Consider the following 20872-nt stretch of genomic DNA (forward strand, 5'->3'; position numbering starts at 1 on the left):
GCGCGCGATCAGCGCTTCGGCAGGGCCTTCAGCTTACCGGCGACGATGTTCTGGAACGTCTCGAACGGGCAGAGCGTGGGCTCGCCCGCCACGCGGCAGCCGGGAATCTCGAAGTACGCGTAGGACGGCGGATTGCTGGCGGTCAGCGGTTGCAGCTCGCGCAGCTGGTCCATGGTCTGGGCCGTATAGAACGCCCGCACATAGCGCTGGCCGCTCTGGGCCTTCAGAAGCTCGAAGCCCATGGCGCCGCCGGGCGGAGGATCGTCGCGCGGATAGTCGGCCACGGTGAAGCGCGCGCGGAAGAACCCCCGCAGCGCGGCGACATTGGTGTCGTGGCCGACCAGCATGGTCAGCTTGGGCCCTTGGGCGCCGCTCAGCGCCTCCAGGATCTTCTGGGCGACCGGCGCGGCGTAGCGCTCGGCGACATAGGGCGCGCCGACCTCGTAGTGGAACTTCAGCGCGTGGAAGCGCAGCATCGTCTGGATGTCGGCCTTGGAGGCGCGGCCCCAGCCGACCTCGCTCATCGGCTTGCCCTCGACATATTCCAGCAGGACCGTCTGGCTGGCGGTCGAGGCGACCGACAGCGCGCCCTCCATCTCGGGGGTGTCGTTCTGGGCGGCTTCCAGGTGGGACGGTTTCTTGGCGATGTCGCAGCCGGCCTTGGTGACCGGATCGCAGCCCAGCACCCGTTGCAGGACGGCGAACTCGGCGGCGCGCAGACGCGGCTCGGCCGCCAGGCCAGGCTTCTGACGCAAGGCGGCTTGCAGGGCGATGTCGCCATCGATGCCTTCCGACGGATGGAAGATCGCGTCGTTGTCCTCGCTGTCCGGATAGTCGACCTTCACGCCGCAGCCGGGCTGCAGGCCCTCGACGAACATCTCGGCGGTCTTGATCGCGCGCTGCTTGCTGCTGGCCAAGGCGACGACCTCGCCGCCGGCCGCGCACCCGTCGCGCGGCAACAGCCCTCGCGCGCTCAGGAAGGTCCGGTAGTAGACGCCCATCAGCCGAGCGCCCTCTCCACCATGCGGCGTCAGCTCGCCATACGGCGAGCTCCAGGCGCCCCAGGGCTGGGCGGTCGTGCCCGCCGGCGTCGCCACGGGCTTGGTCGGCGGCCGGACGCCGTGGCGCATCATCATCACGACGCGCTCCAACTTCAGCCCTTCGGTGGGACCGCCCGCCGGAGCGGCCTCAGCGCGCGCGGGGCCAGACAGCGCCAACAAGATCGCCGTGATCACGCCCGCGTTTTGAAGCCTCATCATCCCCTCGCCGACCCGCGATATCCAACCCAGCCCTCTATGTCGGATCCGCGACACGATCGTGACAGGATCCTTGGCCTCGACCGAAGCGAGGTGCTTTCGTCGGATACAAAGGGAAGTATGGCGGTGAGAGAGGGATTCGAACCCTCGATAGAGTTTCCCCTATACACGCGTTCCAGGCGTGCGCCTTCAACCACTCGGCCACCTCACCAGCGCATGCGAGTCGGGGGTGGTTGAGACCCCCGGCGCGGGAAGGCGCGCAATATACTCAGGGACCGCCGCAGGGCAAGCGAACAAAGCGCGCCTCTTCATCGCGGGGTGAAACCGACCGCGCGAACGCCTATATCGGGGCCCAAGACATTCCAGCCTTCAAGAGGCCCGCCATGCTGTCGCTGAAGAAAACCCTCGAGATGCCCACCGTCGACACGGCCCTGCCCGGCCGCGCCGAGCCGATCCCGACGGCCCAGACTCACTTCGTCAACGGCCACGCCCTGAAGGGCCCCTATCCGGACGGCCTGGAGACGGCGGTCTTCGCCATGGGCTGCTTCTGGGGCGTCGAGCGCATCTTCTGGAAGATCCCGGGCGTCTACGTGACCGCCGCCGGCTACGCGGGCGGGATCACGCCCAACCCGACCTATGAAGAGACCTGCACGGGCCGCACCGGTCACACCGAGGTGGTGCTGGTGGTGTTCGACCCCAAGGCCGTCACCTACGAGGCCCTGCTGAAGACCTTCTGGGAGAATCACGACCCGACCCAGGGCATGCGCCAGGGCGGCGACATCGGCACCCAGTACCGCTCGGGCATCTATGTCACCAACGACGCCCAAGCCGCCGCGGCCGTCGAGTCGAAGGAAGCCTACCAGCAGGCGCTGTCGGCCAAGGGTCTGGGCGCCATCACCACCGAGATCGCCGCCGCCGGGCCGTTCTATTTCGCCGAGGACTACCACCAGCAGTACCTAGCCAAGAACCCGAACGGCTATTGCGGCATCGGCGGCACCGGCGTGGTCTGCCCGATCGGCTTGGGCGTCCCCGGGGGCGTCGAGGCCTGATGAGCCCTGAAGCCTTCGACCGGGCGTGCCTGGCCCTGCCGGGCGCGACCCTGTCGATCCAGTGGGGCGACGACCACGTCTTCAAGGTCGGCGGCAAGATGTTCGCCGTGCGCGGCTCGGGCGTGACCTTGGGCGGCGGGATCTCGTTCAAGGCCTCGGACGTGGCGTTTGAGGTCCTGACCGAGTCCGGGCGAGCCGCCCCCGCTCCGTATCTGGCGCGGGCCAAGTGGGTGCATTTCCCCGACCTCGCCGCGCTCGATGACGCCGAGCTCGCCGACTGGGTGAAGACCGCCCACGGCCTGGTCGCGGCCAAGCTGACTCGCAAGGCGCGCGCCGAACTGGGGCTGTCCTAGACCCGCGCCAGGCCCCGCAGGGCCGTGGCCTCGAGGGCCTCCAGCAGGCGCTCGTTGGTCAAGCCGGGGGTCTGCGGCGTCCACTTAACCAGCCAGATCAGCATGCCGACCAACAGCTGCACCACCAGCGGCGGCTCGCAGGGCGCGATCGTGCCGTCGGCCACGCCCTCCTCCAGGAACCGCTCCAGCGTCTTGCGAAGCTCGGCGGTGCGGGTCTCGATCGCCTCGCGCTGAGCCGCGTCGAGATAGGAATTGTCGCCGAAATAGAGCTGCGGTCCGTTGTCGACGCCGTCGTCCAGCACCGCGCGCAAGATGCGCCGGAGCTTGCACAGCCCCGTCCCGCCCGCCGCGTCGACGGCCAGGAGGATGGCCTCGAACCGGTCTAGCGACTGGTGATGGCCCGCGAAGGCCAGGGCCTGCTTGTTTGGGAAGTAGTAGTAGAGCGCGGCGTCGCGCAGATCGAGCGCGGCGGCGATGTCGGTCATCGTGGCCGCGGCGAAACCCTTGGCGTTGATGATCTCGATGGCGGCGCGCAGGATCGCCTCGCGCTTCTTCAAGGACTTCTGACTCTGCGCTAACGGTCGAATCTCGTCCGTCGGCGTCAGGGGTTCCCCCGCCCTCGACAATGGTCGTTCCTCCGCCCGGCGCGCGCGATTCTGCGTCGAGCGATCACCGGTCAGCCAAGCTCTCCCCGAACGCCCGCCCGATCAATCGGATAATTTCTAACTTGCGCTAGAATATCGAGAGCATGTTAGATTTCTCCTTAGCTCGGCACGGGATGCAAGACCGTGCAGGCTTGGGGCGAAAAATGACGGACAACGTCCGCATCCACGGTCCGGCTTTTCCGACCGCCACGCGCGGTACGGCCGGCCGGCCGAGGCAGCCCTTACCCAACGTAAAGAAAACCGCCCTTCCCTCCAGGAACTCCGGTCAAGCTCGAACCGGAGCGGGAAGACGCGCGGATAAAAATAAAACACATCAGGGAGTTACCAATGAGAAACGTCCAGATGCTGGGGGTTTCGGCCCTGGCGCTCGCCATCGCCGCCCCCGCCTTCGCGCAACAATCCAAACCCGCTGACCCCACCGCCGTAGAAGAGATCGTCGTCACCGCCACCAAGCGGGAACAAACCCTCCAGGACGTGCCGATCTCGGTGGCCGTCACCGGCCAGCAGACGATCGAGCGGGCCCAGGTCCGCGACCTGATCGACCTGCAATCGGTCGTTCCGTCGCTGAAAGTGTCGCAATTCAACGCCACCGGTCAGACGAACTTCATCATCCGGGGCTTCGGCAACGGCAACGGCAATGACGGTATCGAAAGCTCGGTCGGCGTCTTCATCGACGGCGTCTACCGCAGCCGCTCGGCCGCCGCCCTCGACGACCTGCCGGAGATCGAGCGCATCGAAGTGCTGCGCGGCCCGCAATCGACCCTGTTCGGCAAGAACGTGTCGGCCGGCGCGATCAGCATCGTGACCAAGCGCCCGCAGTTCGAGGCCGGCGGCAAGATCGAAGCCACGATCGGCAACTACAACACCCGCCAGATCAAGGGCACCTTCACCGGGCCGCTCAGCGACACCTTGGCGGTTCGCCTGTCGGGCAGCCTGAACAAGCGCGACGGCTTCTTCACCAACCTGACCACGGGCAGCGACGTCAACGATCGCGATCGCTGGTCGATCCGCGGCGACGTGCTGTGGGAGCCGACCGACAAGACCTCGGTCCGCTTCATCGCCGACTACAACAAGATCAACGAGACTTGCTGCGCGGTCAGCTCGATCCTGAACGGCCCCGCCACCCTGGCGATCGGCGCGATCCTGAAAAAGCCGATCAGCGACACGACCAAGGTCTTCGACCGCAACGTCATCTTCAACACCGACCCGGCCAACAACCTGTCGGGCAAGGGCGTCTCGGCTCAGATCGACCACGACCTGACCTTCGCCAAGCTGACGGCCATCACCGCCTACCGGAACCAGAAGAACGCCTCGTTCCAGGACATCGACTTCACGGGCGCGGACATCTCCAACAACCGCACCTCGAACGCGATCAAGACCTTCACCCAGGAAGTCCGCCTGGCCTCCAGCGGCGACGGCCCGGTCAACTGGCTGATCGGCGGCTTCTATCAGAACGAAAAGCTCGATACCGGCCGCACCATCACCTACGGCACGGACATCCGCGGCTTCGCCGAGGCCCTGTCGGGTCCGGTGCCGGCCGCTCTGCTCGGCGCCCTGCCCGCGACGCTGCGCCCGGCCCTGACCGGCCGCTCGAACCTCTACGCGCTGGAGTTCCTGCAAAGCCTGGCCACGCCGACCCTGGTGCGCCCCGGCCTGACCTACTTCCAGCCCGGCCAGGGCATCGACGACTACTACAGCATGAAGCAGACGTCGTACTCGCTGTTCGGCCAGGTCGATTACCGCGTCACCGACAAGCTGACCCTGACGGGCGGCCTCGCCTATCTGAACGACGACAAGAAGGCCCGCTCGAACGTCGTCATGAACGACCCGTTCTCGGCGCTGAACCTGGGCGCGGTGCCGCAGTTCCCGGCCCTGGGCCTGCCGGGCAACCTGTATAGCGCTCTGGGCGCCCTGCAGTTCTTCTACGGCAACACCACCAACCACGGCCCGGTCAACTTCCCGAACGCCAGCGAGTCGGGCGTGCTCAAGGCCGACAAGGTCACCTACGCGGTGCGGGCGGCCTACGACTTCGGCGCCATCAACGCCTATGTCAGCTACTCCACGGGCTGGAAGGCCGGCGCCTACAACCTGTCGTCGGACAGCCGTCCGCCGAACGCCAACGGCGTGGGCCGCACGGCCAACCCGGAAAACGTCGACGTCTACGAACTGGGCGTGAAGGCCAACTTCCCGGGCGGCTACGCCAACGTCGCGGTGTTCAAGCAGTCGATCAAGGGCTTCCAGTCCAACGCCTTCACCGGCCTCGGCTACAGCCTGGTCAACGCGGGCGAGGAGTCGGTCAAGGGCTTCGAGGTCGACAGCGCCTGGCGTCCGGTCAGCTGGCTGAACCTGGCCGCGGCGGTCACCTATCTCGACCCGGTCTATGACAGCTTCACCGGCGCGGCCTGCGTGAACTACGACACGGCCCGCTGCCCGGTTGATCCGGCCACCGGCCGTCGCCCGAACTTCCGGAACCTGACCGGCGACCGTCCGGCCAACATTCCGAAGTGGTCGTTCTCGACCTCGGCCACGGTCAATCATGACCTGGGCGGCGACTACCAGGGCTTCGCCCGCGTGGAGTACGACTTCGTCAGCAAGACCCAGCTGACCGAGACGACGCCGCCGGAACTGTCGACCTGGGGCCAGAAGGTGGTCAACGCCAGCGTGGGCGTCACCAACACGGCCAAGCAGATCGAGGTCATGGTCTGGGCGCGTAACCTGACCAAGGACGATAGCCTGATCTCGACCTTCCCGACCGTGGCCCAGGACGGCAGCTACAGCGGCTATCCGAACGCCCCGCGCACCTACGGCGTGACGGTCCGCAAGTCGTTCTAGTCTCGGATCATCACCACCAGGGAGGGCGGCCTCGCTAGGCGGGGCCGCCCTTTCTATTTTCAGAGTGGCCTGACCGCTATCCGAGGGCGTCGGACCATGCTTCAACCTTCCGGCGGGCCAAAGGCCGCGGGAGGATCTGATGGGAATGGGACTGAAGACCCTGATTGGCGCGGCGTGCGCTCTGATGATCGCGGCGCCCTTGGCGGCCCTGGCGTCTTCGCCGACCCTGACTCGCGCGGACCTGCGCGATGGCTTGGACCTCTCCGGAACCTGGCGCTACTCGGTCGACCCCTATCGCGACGGCCTGGCGGGTTTCCATCGCGGCGCGCCGGGCCCAGGCCACCGCCGCTACGACGACGTCGATGTCGACGCCCTGACGCGGGCCAAGCCGACGGCGCTCTACGAATACGACATGGACCGGAGTCCGACGGCGACCCTGCCCCAGGGCTGGATCGGCCACGACCCGACCCTGCGCCACTACCAGGGCCTGATGTGGTACCAGCGCCGCTTCGACGCGCCGGCGCTCAAGCCGGGCCAGCGCGCCTTCCTACGCTTCGAGGCCGTCAACTACACCGCCAAGGTCTATCTGAACGGCAAGCCCGTCGGCGAGCACGAGGGCGGCTTCACGCCGTTCTCGATGGAGGTCACCGACGTCCTTCGCGCCAGCGACAACCAGCTGACCGTGGGCGTCGACTCCGCGCCCCAGGCCGATGGCGTGCCCCCGCCGGTCACCGACTGGGAGAACTATGGCGGCATCACCCGTCCGATGCGCCTGGTCATCACGCCCGGCACCTTCATCGACGAGGCCTGGGTGCGCCTCTCCAAGGACGGCGAGATCGCGGCCACCGTGACGCTGGACGGCGCGCGAGCGGCCAACCAGGAGGTCCACGTCCGCGTCGCCGAACTGGGCCTCGACATCGTCGGCAGGACCGACGCGCGAGGCGTGCTGAACGTTTCGGCCCCCGCGCCCAGGCGTCTGGCCCGCTGGTCGCCGGAGAGCCCCAAGCTCTACGACGTCGTCGTCCAGGCCGGCGAGGATCGGATGACCGACCGCGTCGGCTTCCGCACCATCGAGACCAAGGGCTCGGAGATCCTGCTGAACGGCAAGCCGATCTTCCTGCGCGGCATCTCGATCCACGAGGAGGAGCTGGGCGACACCCCGGCCCGCGCGATCACCGAGGCCGGCGCCCGCGCCCTGCTCGGCGAGGTGAAGGAGGGCCTGCACGGCAATTTCGTACGCCTGGCCCACTACCCCCACAGCGAGATCACGACGCGCCTGGCCGACGAGATGGGCCTGCTGGTCTGGAGCGAGATCCCCGTCTACTGGCTGGTCGACTTCGCCAATCCCCGCACCCTCTCCCTGGCGCGCGGCATGCTGGCCGACAACATCCGCCGCGACCGCAACCGCGCCTCGATCATCCTGTGGAGCGTGGCCAACGAGACGCCGATCACCGACGCGCGGAACAGCTTCCTCTACCAGCTGGTCGACGACGTCCGGGCCCTGGACGACAGCCGCCTGGTCACGGCGGCCCTGCTGACCGACCGGGAGACGGCCGGCGGCCGCCCGCTGATGGGCCTCAATGATCCCCTGGCCGCCAAGCTGGATGTGCTATCGGCCAACACCTACAACGGCTGGTACAGCGACGATGCGCTGGACGCCCTGCCCGACATGGCCTGGAAGACCACCGACAAGCCGCTGGTGTTTTCCGAGTTCGGCGCCGACGCCCTGGCCGGCTTCAGCGACCCGGTGCTGACGCGCAAGTTCTCCGAGGATTTCCAGACGCGCTACTACGAGAAGACCCTGGCCATGGCCCGGAAGGTCCCGACCCTGCGCGGCATGTCGCCCTGGATCCTGAAGGACTTCCGCAGCCCCCGGCGCCAGCACCCGGTCTACCAGCAGGGCTGGAACCGCAAGGGCCTGATCTCGCCGACCGGCCGTCGCAAGCCGGCCTTCTTCGTGCTGCGCGGCTTCTATGACGAGAAAGCGGCGGCCCGGTGAGGCCGCGTCGTATCCGACCAAAGTCGGATAGATCGCCCCAGGCCTTTGGGATAGCGCTAGCCCATGTCAGCGTTATCCCGACCGTCGGCGCTCGCCCAACGACACGATCCGGCGGGGACGGCATGACGACGCCACGCAACGCGAGAGCGGAAATCCTGGCCTCGCGGCCCGCTCTCCTCCTGATCCCGGTGACCATCGCATGAGCCTGGAAGTCTCCACCGTCCGCCGGGTGACCGCGCGGCTGATGCCGCTGTTCTGCGTGATGTACCTGATCGCGTATATCGACCGGCAGAACGTCTCCTACGCCAAGCTGGAGATGGTCCAGGCCCTGGGCCTCAGCGAGGCCGCGTATGGCCTCGGCGCCAGCCTGTTCTTCATCGGCTACTTCCTGTTCGAGGCGCCCTCGAACCTGATCCTGGCCAAGGTCGGCGCGCGCGTCTGGTTCGCGCGGATCATGTTTACCTGGGGTCTCGTGACCCTGGCGCTCGGCTTCACCCAGAACGCGACGATGTTCTACATCCTGCGCTTCCTGCTGGGGGTGACCGAGGCCGGCTTCTTTCCAGGCGTGCTGTACGTCCTGACCCTGTGGTTCCCGCACGCTCACCGCGCCCGCATGGTGGGCCTGTTCATGATCGCCTCGGCCCTGGCCAACGCGGTCGGGGCGATGATCGGCGGCGCCTTGCTCGATCTTCACGGCCTGATGGGCCTGGCGGGCTGGCAGTGGGTGTTCCTGGCCACCGGGGCCCCCGCGATCCTGATGACGCCCTACGTGCTCTGGAAGCTGCCCAACGGGCCGGACAAGGCCCCCTGGCTGGCGCCCGAGCAGAAGGCCTGGCTGGCCAAGACGCTCGCCGACGAGGACGTGGGCCAGGACACCGGCCACGCCGGGGCCTGGAAGGCCATGCTGGACCCGCGCGTGCTGCTGCTGGCGGGGCTCTATATCGGCATGCCGCTGGGCGCCTATGGCCTCAGCTACTGGCTGCCCACGATCGTGAAGGCGTTCGGCGTCTCCAACACCGTCAACGGCCTGATCAACATCATCCCCTGGATCCTGGTGGCCGCCGCCCTTTGGTGGGTCCCCCAGCACGCCGCCAAGCGCGGCTTCACCGTGTGGCACGTGGCCGGCCCGCCCCTGCTGGCCGCCGTCGCCCTGGTGGCCAGCGTGGTGGTTCCAGGAACCTGGGCCAAGTTCGCCCTGCTCTGCATCGCGGCCCCCGCGATCTTCGCCGGCCAGCCCGGCTTCTGGAGCCTGCCGCCCAGCTTCCTGCGCGGTGCACGCGCCGCCGCCGGCATCGCGGCGATCAACGCGGTCGGCAACCTCGGCGGCTTCATCGCTCAGAACGTCGTGCCGATCATCCGCGACTCAACCGGCAGCAATCTTGCCCCGATGTTGTTCCTCGCCGCCTGTCTGACGCTGACCGGTGGGCTCGTCTTCGTGGCCTTCCGCGTATTGGGGACGGGAGTCAGGCCCGCACAACCTCCGGAAATGCCTAAATCCCAGGCAAAATAAGGGTTCCGCGCCCGATTGTCGCAGTCGCGCAACCACAAGGAGCGTTGCCATTCCGGCAGGATTCGTTAATTGATCTTGCACTCGGCGCACCCCACCGCGCCGACACCTTTTTGTTTCGGCCGGCCGGCTCGTCTTCTGGACGTGTCGGCCGGTTTTTTTCTTTCCCGTCAAAAATGTCAGAAGGGCTTGTCGCCCTTGATCGTGACCCGCTCCACGACGCGCTCCTGGGGCCAGTAGTCCAGCACGGCGTAGTGCTGGGTCGCCCGGTTATCCCAGAAGACGATGGCGTTCGGGGTCCAGCGGAAGCGGACCTGGTATTCCGGGGCCTTCACCCGGTCCAGCAGCTCGTTGAGCAGCGCCTTGGCCTCGTCCTCGGGCAAGCCGAGGATTCGGGTCGTGAAGACCTTGTTGACGAACAGGTGCTTCTCGCCGGTTTCCGGATGGGTGCGGACCACCGGATGGACCATCGGAGGATAGGCGGCGCGCAGCTCCCGACGCTTGGCCTCGTCGACCCGGTAGCCATAGCTTTGGATGATGTCGTGCTCGGCCGTCAGGTCGGCGATCTGGTCTTTCAGCGTCTGCGGCAGGTCGCGGTAGATCGCGGCCGTATCGGCGAACAGGGTGTCCCCGCCCAGCGGCGGCATCTGGCGCATGCGCAGCACCCCGCCCATCGAGGGCGCTTCGCGGAAGGTGACGTCGGTGTGCCACTTGTTGGCGGCGCGGACGATCGGGACGATGTCCTCGCGCAGCTTCATGCCATCGGCCGCCTCGATGTGCAGGATCTCTGGAAAGCCCGGCACGTGCGCCGTCACCGGATGCCCCTCGAGGTCTCCGAAATAGCGCCCGAAGCGGACGTGGTCCTCGTGGCTGATGTCCTGGTCGCGGAAGAACACGACCTTGTAGCGCAGCAGCGCCGCCCGGATCGCGGCGACGATCTCGGGCTTCAGGGGCGCGCGCAGGTCGACGCCGGAGATCTCCGCGCCCAGCACCGTGCCGGCGGGGGTCACGGTCAGTCCGGCGTGGAGGGCGGCGTCCTGTTCGGAAATGGAGACGGGGGCGTTCATGGCGTTCTCCCAAGGCCGTCTTCGGCGGCGCATGGGAGAACACTACGAGTGAACGGCGTTCACTCAATTCACAAATTCTAGGGTCGGTATTCCCGTTCCTCGTAGTCGAACCAGTCGAAGTCCGCCGGAGCGCCCTGCCCCGACATGTCCTGACAGGCCATGCCGACGAAGGCGCCGGTGAAGTTCGGCGCGCCGGGCGCGGTGGCCTCGTCCGAGAGGATCGAGGCGTCGAACACCTCCGGCAACCAGGTCCAGTCGCCGCCGCCCTGGCGGAAGCCGAAGCGCAGGCGTTCGAAATCGACCTCGACGCGCAGCTCGACCGGGCCGGCGGCCAGCTTGATCGGGGCGGTGAAGCTGTCGGACTGCGGGCTGTCGGGCGTGCAGGTCATGACCCGCAGATGCTTGCCGATGTCCTCGTCATGGGTGACGTGGAGATAGTGCAGCTTGGAGCCGTTGTAGTAGCAGATCAGGCCCGCGGCCTGCTGGAAGTGCGCGGGCTCGAAGTCCACCACCGTGGCGGCCGAATAGCAGTGCGCCTGCTGGCGGCGAGCGACCAGGGCCTGGCGGAACAGGCTGCCGACCGTCTCGCGCCCATACAGGCGCAAGGAGCCCGGCTTGGCGGTCAGGCTAAGGATCTCCGCCGGATAGGGCGTTCGCAGCCACTGGAAGTCGATCGGCATGCTCGACGCGTCGAAGTCCTCGCGGATGGGCGCGGCGGGCCAGGCATGCTCGGGCAGGTTCGGCGCGGGCGTCTCCAGCGTCGGGTCGCCCGAGCCATCCAGGGTGCGCGGCCAGCCGTCCTGGCCCCACTCGACCTTCTGGATCGCCGTCTCGCGACCCAGGGTGCAGCGGCCCCGATTCGGGATCGGACGGCCGACCAGATAGACCGCGTAGGTCTCGCCGTCGGCGGTCTCCACGAGGTCGGCGTGCCCGGCGCGCTGCAGCGGCGCGTGCGGGCGGTCGCGCGAGGTCAGCAGATAGGTGTCGGGGTGAAGCTCATAGGGACCCTCGATGGTCCGCGAGCGGGCCATGGTCACCGCGTGACCCCAGCCCGTGCCGCCCTCGGCGGTGATCAGGTAGTACCAGCCATCGCGCTTGTAGAGGTGCGGCGCCTCGGTCAGGCCGATCGGCGTGCCCTCGAAGATCACCTTGCGCTCGCCGACCAGGCGGCCCTCGGCGGGCGAGAACTCTTGCAAGACGATGCCGGCGAAGCGGCTCTTGCCTGGCCGGTGGTCCCACAGCTGGTTGACCAGCCACTTGCGGCCGTCGTCGTCATGGAACAGCGAGGGATCGAAGCCCGAGCTGTTCAGATGGACAGGCTCGGACCACTCGCCGTCGATCGTCTCGCAGGTGACGAGGTAGTTGTGGAAGTCCCGCAGGCTTGCGCCCGAGGCCCCGCCCACGGTCGTGCGGCCATAGCGCTTGACGTCGGTGTAGATCAGCCAGAACCGCCCATCGGCGTACGACAGGCACGGCGCCCAAACGCCGCAGCCGTCCGGGTCGCCCAGCATGTTCACCTGGCTGGCGCGTTGCAGAGGCCGGCTCAGCAGGCGCCAGTTCTTCAGATCGCGCGAGTGGTGGATCTGAACGCCCGGGAACCACTCGAAGGTCGAAACGGCGATGTAGTAGTCGTCCCCCACCCGCACGATCGAGGGATCGGGGTTGAAGCCACGCAGGATGGGATTGCGGATCACGGACAAGCTCACGGATTGGGAATCTGGCTGACCGGCTCGGCCTTGGGCTCGATGCGGTCGCGGATAAAGGTCCATAGGATGATGGCGCCCAAGATGTCGAGCACGCCCAGGGCGACAAAGAACGGGTCATAGCCGATCGTGGCCACCAGCCCGCCAATCAGCAGCGAGAACAGCAGGACGCCCAGATTGCCCATCATGCCGGCCAGGCCCGCGACCGTGGCGACCTCGTCGCGGCGGAAGAGGTCCGAGGCCATGGTGATCACCGTGACCGACAGGGTCTGGTGGGCGAAGCCGCCCAGGCACAGCAGGGCGATGGCGGCGTAGGGGCTCTCGACCCGACCAACGAAGATCATGCCGGTCATCATTGCCGCGCCCAGAGTAACCGCCCAGCGGCGGGCGTTGATCAGCGAGACGCCGCGCGCCTGCAGGAAGCTGGCGACGGTCGGACCGAACAGGCAACCCAGGTCCGCGGCGACGAACGGCAGCCAGGCGAACATGGCGATTTGCTTGAGGTCGAAGCCGCGCGTCTGGGACAGATAGAGCGGCACCCAGAACGACAAGGTCCCCCAGGTGGGATCGGCCAGGAAGCGCGGCAGGGCGATGCCCCAGAACTTCCGCTGCTTCAGGATCGAAAGGATCGAGGGCTTGGCGCCAGCCTCGGCCAGGTGCGTCTCCTGCCCCGCGGCGATCCGCGCGCGCTCCTCCTCGGTCATCGACGGATGCTGGTCGGGCGAGCGGTAGAAGAACAGCCACAGCGCCAGCCAGACCAGGCCCAGGGCGCCGGTCATGACGAAGGCCGCGCGCCAGTTCCAGGTCAGCACCGCCCAGACCACCAGCGGCGGCGCCAGCATCGATCCGACCGAGGCGCCGATGTTGAACACCCCGCCCGCGAAGCCGCGCTCCTTGGCCGGAAACCAGGTGGCGACCGTCTTCATCCCCGCCGGCTGGGCCGAGCCCTCGGCGAAACCCAGGAGACCGCGCAGAACGGCGAAGCCCTGCCAGTTCGACGCCAGGCCATGCGCCATGGCGGCCATCGACCAGGCGGCGGCGAACACCGCGAAGCCGGTGCGCAGGCCCAGAGTGTCGAGCACATAGCCGCAGACCGGCTGCAGCATGATCCCCAGCTGGAAGGCGCCGGTGATCCAGGAATACTCCGTCACCGTGATGCCGAGGTCCTTCAGCACCGTCGGCGCGGCCACGCCCATGGTCGAGCGCGTCAGGTAGTTGATGATCGCGCCCAGCATGACCAGGCCGATGATCCACCAGCGCAGGGCCCGAAGTTTCGGAAAGGATAGCTTGGGCAAGGCGGCGTTTCCTCATCGGGCGCGCGTTCATCCCGACGCGCTCACCCTCTGGTACCGCTACCGTCTAAGGCTACCGACGTCCAGCCCGTCGAGGTCGTACCCTTCACGCATCAGTCGACGGCGCGACCGGCTTTCAGCGCCTTGGCGCGGCTGGCGACGCGCGCCGTGTTGGAGGCGGCCCGCTTGCCGCCGCTCTTGGCGGAAGCCCGGCCACTAGGAGCCCTGGCCGCGCGCGCGTCCTTCTCGGCGGCCGCCCGTCGCAAGGCGCGCATCGAGCGATCCGCCCGCGCCTTGCAGCGCGCGTGCATCGCCTCGAGCTCCTTGTCGGTCAGCTTCTCGATGCCAATGAACTCGTCCTCCGCGTCGGTCGTGGCGCGGATCAGTTCGTCGAGCTTGGTCTGGAGCGCGATCCCGTCACGGTTCTGGGTGTTTTGGATCAAGAACACCATGAGGAAGGTGACGATGGTGGTGCCCGTGTTGATCACCAGCTGCCAGGTCTCGGAGAAACCGAAGAGCGGACCGCTGATGGCCCAGGCTAACACCAGCCCCACGCAGACGAGGAACGCTGGCGGGCTGCCGGTGATCCTAGCGGTTGTGTTGGCGAACTTGGCGAACAGCTTGTCCACGAAAGACCTCCCGAGGGTCTTCCGGTAACGCTTAAGCCGTGGCGGAAGCTCCATGGTCGCCGGACTTGCGTGACTCGTCCATCAGGCCGCCGACCTGGCCGACGAAGCGATCCAGCCCCTCGGGGGTGGACGATGGCTCCCAGACGAAAACGCCGACGCAGTCATGGTCCGCCGCGATGTCCGCGGCCATTTCCATCGCGTCCGCGTCGTTCTTCGCGGCTTGGGCGACAAAAGTCAGCGACACGCCATTCGCGCGACGGGGATAGAAAATATAAGCAGGCATCGATTGCTCCGGCCGTTCGAGCGGGAGCTGAGGCTTTGGGCCTCGTCTCTCACCACCAGCGCTCGAGAAGATCGTTCTGGCGATAGGTCTAGACTAGCAGGCAAGCCCCCAATTCGCGAGTAAATAATTCCACCTAAGCGGGAACTATAAGTCGTAAACCCGACATTGCAGATGCTGTATTGCTACAACTACGTGACTTTTAGAGCATTTCCATGAGCGCAGGCGAGCCATAACCACCGAGTTACGCACAGCCACGCTTGCGATTCACTTTCATTGAAAGCGTGATTTTTCGCTGGCCCGCCAAGGCGCCCTCCGGCAACTTCAGGGCGAATTGTATCGGGGAGGGATATCGATGATCGGGTACACCTTGGTCGGCGGCAACGACCTGGATAAGGCCAAGGCCTTCTACGACGCGCTGTTCGGCGTGATCGGCGTCAAGCGGCTGATGGAGTTCCCATCGGGCGGCTGCGCCTGGGGCCAGGACTGGAGCAAGCCGATGTTCGGCGTGGGCAGGCCCTATGACGGGCAAGCCGCCACCTTCGGCAACGGCACGATGATCGCGCTGGTGCTTGACGAACGCGCCAAGGTCGACGCCCTGCACGCCAAGGCCTTGGCGCTGGGCGGCCAGTGCGAGGGCAAGCCCGGCGTGCGCGGCGAGGACGGTCCGCAAGCCTTCTACGCGGCCTATTTCCGGGATCTGGACGGCAACAAGCTGTGCGCGTTCCGCGTGGGACCGGCCTAAGACGAAAACGGCCGCCGGAGGGGTCCCCCGGCGGCCGAATTTCCGAAGGCCGGTTGGCCTACCAGTTGAACATCGTGCCGTCCTGCAGGCGGTTCACCGGCAGGTAGGCGCGCTTGTACTCGTACTGGGACGCCAGCTCTTCGTCGATGTCGACGCCCAGGCCCGGCTTGTCGCCCGGATGCAGCATGCCGTCGTTGAAGGTGTAGGCGTGCGGGAAGACGGCGTCCGTCTCCGGCGTGTGGCGCATGTACTCCTGCAGGCCGAAGTTCGGGATCGACATGTCGAAGTGCAGCGCCGCGGCCATGGTCACCGGCGACAGGTCGGTCGCGCCGTGGCAGCCGGTCTTGACGTGGTGCAGGTCGGCGAAGGCGGCGATCTTCTTCAGGTTGGTGATGCCGCCGGCGTGCAGCACGGTGGCGCGCAGATAGTCGATCAGTTGCTCTTCGATCAGCTGCTTGGCGTCCCAGACGTGGGCGAAGATCTCGCCGACGGCCAGCGGCGTCGTGGTGTGCTGGCGGATCAGGCGGAAGCCGGCCTGGTTCTCGGCCGGGACCGAGTCCTCCATCCAGAACAGGCGGTAGGGCTCGAGATCCTTGCCCAGGCGCGCGGCCTCGATCGGGGTCAGGCGGTGGTGGACGTCGTGCAGCAGGTGAACGTCCCAGCCCAGGACCTCGCGGGCCTTCTCGAACAGCTGGGGCACGTGCTTCAGATAGGCGGCGGTCGACCAGACGTTCTCGGTCGGCAGGTTCCCGTCGGCCGGCTCGTAGAACATCTTGTCGCCCGAGACGCCGTAGGTGCTGGCCAGGCCAGGCACGCCGGTCTGCAGGCGGATGGCCTTGTAGCCCATGGCCTTGTACTTCACGGCCTCGGCGATGGTGTCTTCGATCGTCTCGCCGTTGGCGTGGCCATAGACGGTGACGCCCGTGCGGCAGGCGCCGCCCAGCAGCTGGTAGACCGGCAGGCCCGCGACCTTGCCCTTGATGTCCCACAGCGCCATGTCGACGGCGGCCAGGGCGGTCATGGCCACCGGGCCGCCGCGCCAGTACGAGCCGCGATAGAAGAACTGCCAGATGTCCTCGATCTGATGGGCGTCGCGGCCGATCAGGCTGGGGACCATGTGATCTTGCAGGAAGCTGACCACCGAAAGCTCGCGGCCGTTCAGGGTGGCGTCGCCGACCCCCGTGACCCCATCCTCGGTGGTGATCTTCAGGGTGACGAAGTTGCGGCCGGGGCAGGTCACGATGACCTTGGCGTCGATGATCTTCAGCATGGACCTAGTCGTTAGCGTGAGAAGGAAATTGGCCTGACCAGTTTTAGCGACTTATCAGACGAGACGCTAGGCCTGTCGACGAAGGTCGGGTAGCGCGCCCCCTCCCCTTGCAATAGTCTGCAACGTCCGGTGCGTAGGGACGGGATTGAAGAGACATGACCACTTCGACAGCGGAAACCCGCAAGCTTTACCAGCAGGTGGCCAGCGCGATCGCGGAGTCGATTCGTGAAGGCGTCCACAAGCCCGGCCAACGGCTGCCCTCCGAGCGCGATCTGGCGGAGGACTACAAGGTCAGCCGCCCCACCGTGCGCGAAGCCATGATCGCGCTCGAGATCCAAGGCCTGGTCGAGGCCCGTCACGGCTCGGGGGTCTATGTCACCGACGCGCCGCGAGCCCAGGGCTCGGCGCCCGAACTGGACATCGGCGCCTTTGAACTCACCGAAGCCCGCCGGCTGATCGAGGGCGAGGTCGCCGCCCTGGCGGCCGCGACGATCACCGACGAGGAGCTGCTCGAGCTGGCGACGATCATGGACGACATGGTCGTTGAGAACGACAAGGACGTGCGCGGCGAGGGCGCCGACCGCCGCTTCCACGTCACGATCGCCCGCGCCAGCCGCAACAGCGCGCTCGTCAGCGTCGTCGAGACCCTGTGGGACCAGCGCTACAAGTCGCCGCTGTGCCGGGCGATGCTGGAGCGCGCGCGCCAGGTCGGCGTCCGCCCCCGGATCGACGATCACCAGGAAATCCTGCTGGCCCTGAAGGCCCGCGACCCGGCCGCCGCCCGCAACGCCATGCGCGAGCACCTCGGCCGAGTCATCGACAACCTGCTGACCGCCACCGAGATCGACGCCCTGGAGCGGGCCCGCAGCGAAGTGGCCGCCCGCCGCGTCGAACTGGCCCGTCGCTCGGCGATCTAGCTCACCCATCTTAGTCAGGCGGGTTAACCGGCGCGCGCCCGCGCGCGGGACGGAGGCCTTGCGCCGCGAGCTTCACAATAGACTTGAGCAACTTTGTTTATTGAAATTCGACTCCGAGCGAGCGATCCACATTCTCGCGTTCATCGAACAGCATTTATTCAGTTTCTATACGGAAATCACATCAATTTTGACGGAATTGTTTCACAACAGAAACTATCAAAACTCATTCAGACCTCAATCCGGCAAGCAAGTTGCCCGAAAGATACAGTTTCAAGACAATAATATTACGGATCATCCCGCGCGATTGACCGCTTCGCCGCGCGGCTCCTAAGCCGCCCCTCAACCGCCGGATCGCGACGGGAAACCATCTTGCATCGGGCCGTGAGGACGCCGGCGTTCGCGTCGACGAGGGCGGCCCGGAAGGATCGACTATGAAGTACCAGATTACCCGGGGTCGCCTGCTGGCGACGACGATGATCGCGGGCGTGGCGGCGCTGGCCGGCTTCGCCGCGAACGCCCAGACGGCCGCGCCGGCCGCTCAACCGGCCGCCGAGCAGAACAACGAGATCGACGCCGTCGTGATCACCGGCTCGCTGCTGCGCCGCACCGACACCGCCACCCCCTCGCCCGTCACGGTCCAGACCAGCGAGCAGCTGAAGGCCCAGGGCATCACGACGGTGGCCGACGCCATCCGCAGCCTGTCGGCCGACAACTCGGGCTCGATCCCCGCCGCCTTCGGCAGCGGCTTCGCCGCCGGCTCGACCGGCGTGTCGCTGCGCGGCCTGTCGGTGAACTCGACCCTGGTGATGATCGACGGCCTGCGCAACGCCAACTACCCGCTGGCCGACGACGGCCAGAAGGCGTTCGTCGACCTGAACTCGATCCCGTTCAACGCGGTGGAGCGCATCGAGACGCTGAAGGACGGCGCCTCGTCGCTGTACGGCGCCGACGCCATCGGCGGCGTCGTCAACATCATCATGAAGTCCAACTACCAGGGCATGAGCGCCGACGCCTCGTATGGCACGAGCCAGCACGGCGGCGGCGACCAGTACCGCTTTAACGCCGACATCGGCCACGGCGACCTGGAGACCGACAAGTACAACGTCTATTTCGACGTCGAGTACCAGCTGGACAAGCGCATCCGCGGCAACCAGCGCGGCTTCCCGTTCAACACCAACGACCTGTCCTCGATCCCGGGCGGCTCGAACGACAACCCGCAGACGGGCGGCAGCACCTTCTACGGCAACGTCAAGCGCGCGACCCTGACCACCCCGGGCAACCTGGCCACCGGCCTGGCGATCGACTCGCCGACCAATGTCTGGCAGCCGCTGCGCACCTGCGCCGCCGACGCGCCGCTGACCACGCAGTACGATGAAGACGGCGCGCTGATGGGGAGCTACTGCGCCCAGAACATCGCCAACCTCAACGACATCCAACCCAAGCAGTCGCGCATCGGCACCTACGGCCGCTTCACCTTCAAGCCGACCGACAACCTCGAGGCCTACATCTCGGGCAGCTTCGTCCAGAGCAAGACGTCGGTGAACGGCACGCCGGTCAGCATCTCGTCGAGCACGCCGAACAACCTGTCGAACCTGGTGCTGCCGGTCTACGTCTGCTCGTCGGGCGTCAGCTGCGCCACGGCCGCCGACCGCCGCCTGAACCCGAACAACCCGTTCGCGGCTAGCGGCGACTACGCCCTGATCAAGTACCGCTTCAGCGACCTGCCCGCCTCGGCCAACTACACCAACCGCATGTTCCGTATGGTCGGCGGCGTGAAGGGCATGGCGGCCGAGTGGAACTACCAGGCCAACCTGGTGATCGCCCACGCCAACCTAGAAAGCGCCCAGTCCGGCTTCCTCAGCTACAAGCAGCTGATGAGCGACATCAACACGGGCGCTTACAACTTCATCGACCCGTCGAAGAACAGCCAGGCCGTCCGCGCCGCCCTGTCGCCGGTGCTGGCCAAGACCTCGACCTCGGACCTGGACTCGATCAACGTCCAGGCGTCGCGTCCGCTGTTCAGCCTGCCGGGCGGCGACGCTCAACTGGGCGTCGGCGGCGAGTTCCGCTACGAGGCCACCAACGACCCGGCCCTGAACCCGGTCAACGACGCGCAAGGGCTGGGCAACGCCCGCACCCAGGGCAACCGCACGGTCGCCTCGGCCTTCGCGGAGCTGGGCCTGCCGGTGCTGAATCAGGTCGAGGTGAACCTCTCGGGCCGCTACGACCACTATTCGGACTTCGGCGACAACTTCTCCCCGAAGCTCGGCGTCAAGTACACGCCCATCAAGTCGCTGGCACTGCGTGGCACCGTCTCGAAGGGCTTCCGCGCGCCCAGCTTCTCGGAAGCCGGCAACTCGGCCAGCCAGGGCTTCACGACGTTCTCGTTCAGGGGCGACCAATACGCCGCCTTCCGCGAAGCCCACGGCAACAACGAGTACACCAAGGCCTACTCGCTCTCGTCGATCACCACGGCCAATCCGGACCTGAAGCCGGAGAAGTCGACCAGCTACACCTTCGGCGCGGTGTGGGCCCCCACGCGGACGTTCAGCGTCTCGCTGGACTACTACCACATCAAGAAGACCGACGTGATCGCCCAGGCCAGCGCGGGAACGGCCCTGGCCGCCTACTACGCCGGTCAGGCCATCCCGGCCGGCTACGTGGTCACGCCTGACGCGGTGGATCCGGAGCACCCGACCGCCCTGCCCCGCGTGCTGTCGGTCGCCTCGCCCTACATCAACGCCGACTCGCTGGTGACCAGCGGTCTGGACCTGAACGTCCAGGCCTCGTTCTTCCTGCCGGCCGACGTGAAGTGGACGACCAATGTCGAAGCCACGACCATCTTCGACTACCGCTACACCCAGGACGGAAACACCTACGACTACGTCGGGACCGAAGCCCCCTACGTCCTGTCGTCGGGCGCCGGCACGCCGAAGAACCGCCTGCAGTGGACCAACACCTTCGAGCGTGGCCCGATCCGCGTCACGGGCGTGATGAGCTACGTCAGCGGCATGCGCCAGGGCGACGACAGCTATCAGGAAGGCTGCCTGTACGGCGATACGGACTTCAACTGCCGCATCAAGTCGTTCACGACCGTCGACCTGACCGGCGCCTACGACGTCACCGACAAGGCCACGGTCTATGCCGACGTGATGAACCTGTTCGACGCCGGCCCGATGTTCAACCCGGCCAACTACGCCGGCGTGAACTGGAACCCGACCTATTCGCAATCGGGCATCGTGGGCCGCTACTTCCGCGTGGGCATGCGCGTGAAGTACTAGGCCGGCGGGCGTGATAGCCGGAGGTGG

At 66.8% G+C, this 20872-nt stretch carries 16 protein-coding genes and 1 tRNA gene; 8 read left to right on the plus strand and 9 right to left on the minus strand.

The window, feature by feature from the left end:
- Positions 1–8: 8 nt before the first annotated feature.
- Together J2728_RS12960 and J2728_RS12965 are read right to left on the minus strand one after the other, a co-directional pair.
- Complete coding sequence (locus tag J2728_RS12960) at positions 9–1259, minus strand: histidine-type phosphatase (RefSeq protein ID WP_309999716.1); 1251 nt, start codon at positions 1257–1259, stop codon at positions 9–11.
- A 118-nt stretch (positions 1260–1377) separates the two neighbouring features.
- Positions 1378–1467: transfer RNA gene (locus J2728_RS12965), tRNA-Ser, on the minus strand.
- A gap of 172 nt (positions 1468–1639) precedes the next feature.
- Between J2728_RS12965 and msrA the strand changes: the two genes are divergently transcribed.
- Positions 1640–2305, plus strand: coding sequence for a peptide-methionine (S)-S-oxide reductase MsrA (gene msrA / locus J2728_RS12970; RefSeq protein WP_309999717.1), 666 nt, complete (start codon positions 1640–1642; stop codon positions 2303–2305).
- Entirely contained in the window at positions 2305–2658 is a 354-nt protein-coding gene (locus tag J2728_RS12975) for an MmcQ/YjbR family DNA-binding protein (protein WP_309999718.1), read from the plus strand. Before msrA ends, J2728_RS12975 begins: the two co-directional genes overlap by 1 nt.
- Here J2728_RS12975 and J2728_RS12980 read toward each other — a convergent pair.
- On the minus strand, positions 2655–3284 hold the full coding sequence (locus J2728_RS12980) for a TetR/AcrR family transcriptional regulator (protein ID WP_309999720.1): 630 nt from the start codon (positions 3282–3284) through the stop codon (positions 2655–2657). The genes J2728_RS12975 and J2728_RS12980 overlap by 4 nt on opposite strands.
- 366 nt (positions 3285–3650) lie before the next feature.
- Here J2728_RS12980 and J2728_RS12985 point away from each other — a divergent pair, with 366 nt between their 5' ends.
- The 3 genes from J2728_RS12985 to J2728_RS12995 all read left to right on the plus strand — a co-directional run bounded on the left by J2728_RS12985 (position 3651) and on the right by J2728_RS12995 (position 9664).
- Entirely contained in the window at positions 3651–6155 is a 2505-nt protein-coding gene (locus tag J2728_RS12985) for a TonB-dependent receptor (RefSeq protein WP_309999722.1), read from the plus strand.
- A 139-nt stretch (positions 6156–6294) separates the two neighbouring features.
- The gene (locus J2728_RS12990) at positions 6295–8154 is read left to right on the plus strand and encodes a glycoside hydrolase family 2 protein (protein WP_309999723.1); all 1860 of its coding nucleotides are present in this window, start codon (positions 6295–6297) and stop codon (positions 8152–8154) included.
- A 199-nt stretch (positions 8155–8353) separates the two neighbouring features.
- Positions 8354–9664, plus strand: a complete 1311-nt coding sequence (locus J2728_RS12995) for an MFS transporter (RefSeq protein WP_309999724.1) — start codon at positions 8354–8356, stop codon at positions 9662–9664.
- Between the two features lie 176 nt (positions 9665–9840).
- Here the strand turns inward: J2728_RS12995 and J2728_RS13000 are convergent, their stop codons facing one another.
- The 5 genes from J2728_RS13000 to J2728_RS13020 form a co-directional block, all read right to left on the minus strand.
- Positions 9841–10728 (minus strand): TauD/TfdA dioxygenase family protein, encoded by an 888-nt coding sequence (locus J2728_RS13000; RefSeq protein WP_309999725.1) that lies wholly within the window; start codon positions 10726–10728, stop codon positions 9841–9843.
- A gap of 77 nt (positions 10729–10805) precedes the next feature.
- On the minus strand, positions 10806–12434 hold the full coding sequence (locus J2728_RS13005; protein WP_309999726.1) for a glycoside hydrolase family 43 protein: 1629 nt from the start codon (positions 12432–12434) through the stop codon (positions 10806–10808).
- Positions 12431–13666, minus strand: coding sequence for an MFS transporter (locus J2728_RS13010; RefSeq protein ID WP_310000108.1), 1236 nt, complete (start codon positions 13664–13666; stop codon positions 12431–12433). The genes J2728_RS13005 and J2728_RS13010 overlap by 4 nt, the downstream gene beginning before the upstream one ends.
- 170 nt (positions 13667–13836) lie before the next feature.
- Complete coding sequence (locus J2728_RS13015; RefSeq protein WP_309999727.1) at positions 13837–14352, minus strand: low affinity iron permease family protein; 516 nt, start codon at positions 14350–14352, stop codon at positions 13837–13839.
- Positions 14353–14383: 31 nt separating this feature from the next.
- On the minus strand, positions 14384–14635 hold the full coding sequence (locus J2728_RS13020; protein ID WP_309999728.1) for a hypothetical protein: 252 nt from the start codon (positions 14633–14635) through the stop codon (positions 14384–14386).
- A gap of 352 nt (positions 14636–14987) precedes the next feature.
- Here J2728_RS13020 and J2728_RS13025 point away from each other — a divergent pair, with 352 nt between their 5' ends.
- Positions 14988–15377: a VOC family protein gene (locus J2728_RS13025; RefSeq protein ID WP_309999730.1), complete on the plus strand. Its 390-nt coding sequence runs from the start codon at positions 14988–14990 to the stop codon at positions 15375–15377.
- Between the two features lie 58 nt (positions 15378–15435).
- Here the strand turns inward: J2728_RS13025 and manD are convergent, their stop codons facing one another.
- Positions 15436–16647: a D-mannonate dehydratase ManD gene (gene manD, locus J2728_RS13030; RefSeq protein ID WP_309999733.1), complete on the minus strand. Its 1212-nt coding sequence runs from the start codon at positions 16645–16647 to the stop codon at positions 15436–15438.
- 155 nt (positions 16648–16802) lie between these two features.
- Between manD and J2728_RS13035 the strand changes: the two genes are divergently transcribed.
- Complete coding sequence (locus tag J2728_RS13035; RefSeq protein ID WP_309999735.1) at positions 16803–17564, plus strand: FadR/GntR family transcriptional regulator; 762 nt, start codon at positions 16803–16805, stop codon at positions 17562–17564.
- Between the two features lie 431 nt (positions 17565–17995).
- Positions 17996–20845, plus strand: a complete 2850-nt coding sequence (locus J2728_RS13040; protein WP_309999737.1) for a TonB-dependent receptor — start codon at positions 17996–17998, stop codon at positions 20843–20845.
- Positions 20846–20872: the final 27 nt, after the last annotated feature.

This window comes from Caulobacter segnis (genome assembly GCF_031454995.1).
Taxonomy (GTDB): domain Bacteria; phylum Pseudomonadota; class Alphaproteobacteria; order Caulobacterales; family Caulobacteraceae; genus Caulobacter; species Caulobacter segnis_E.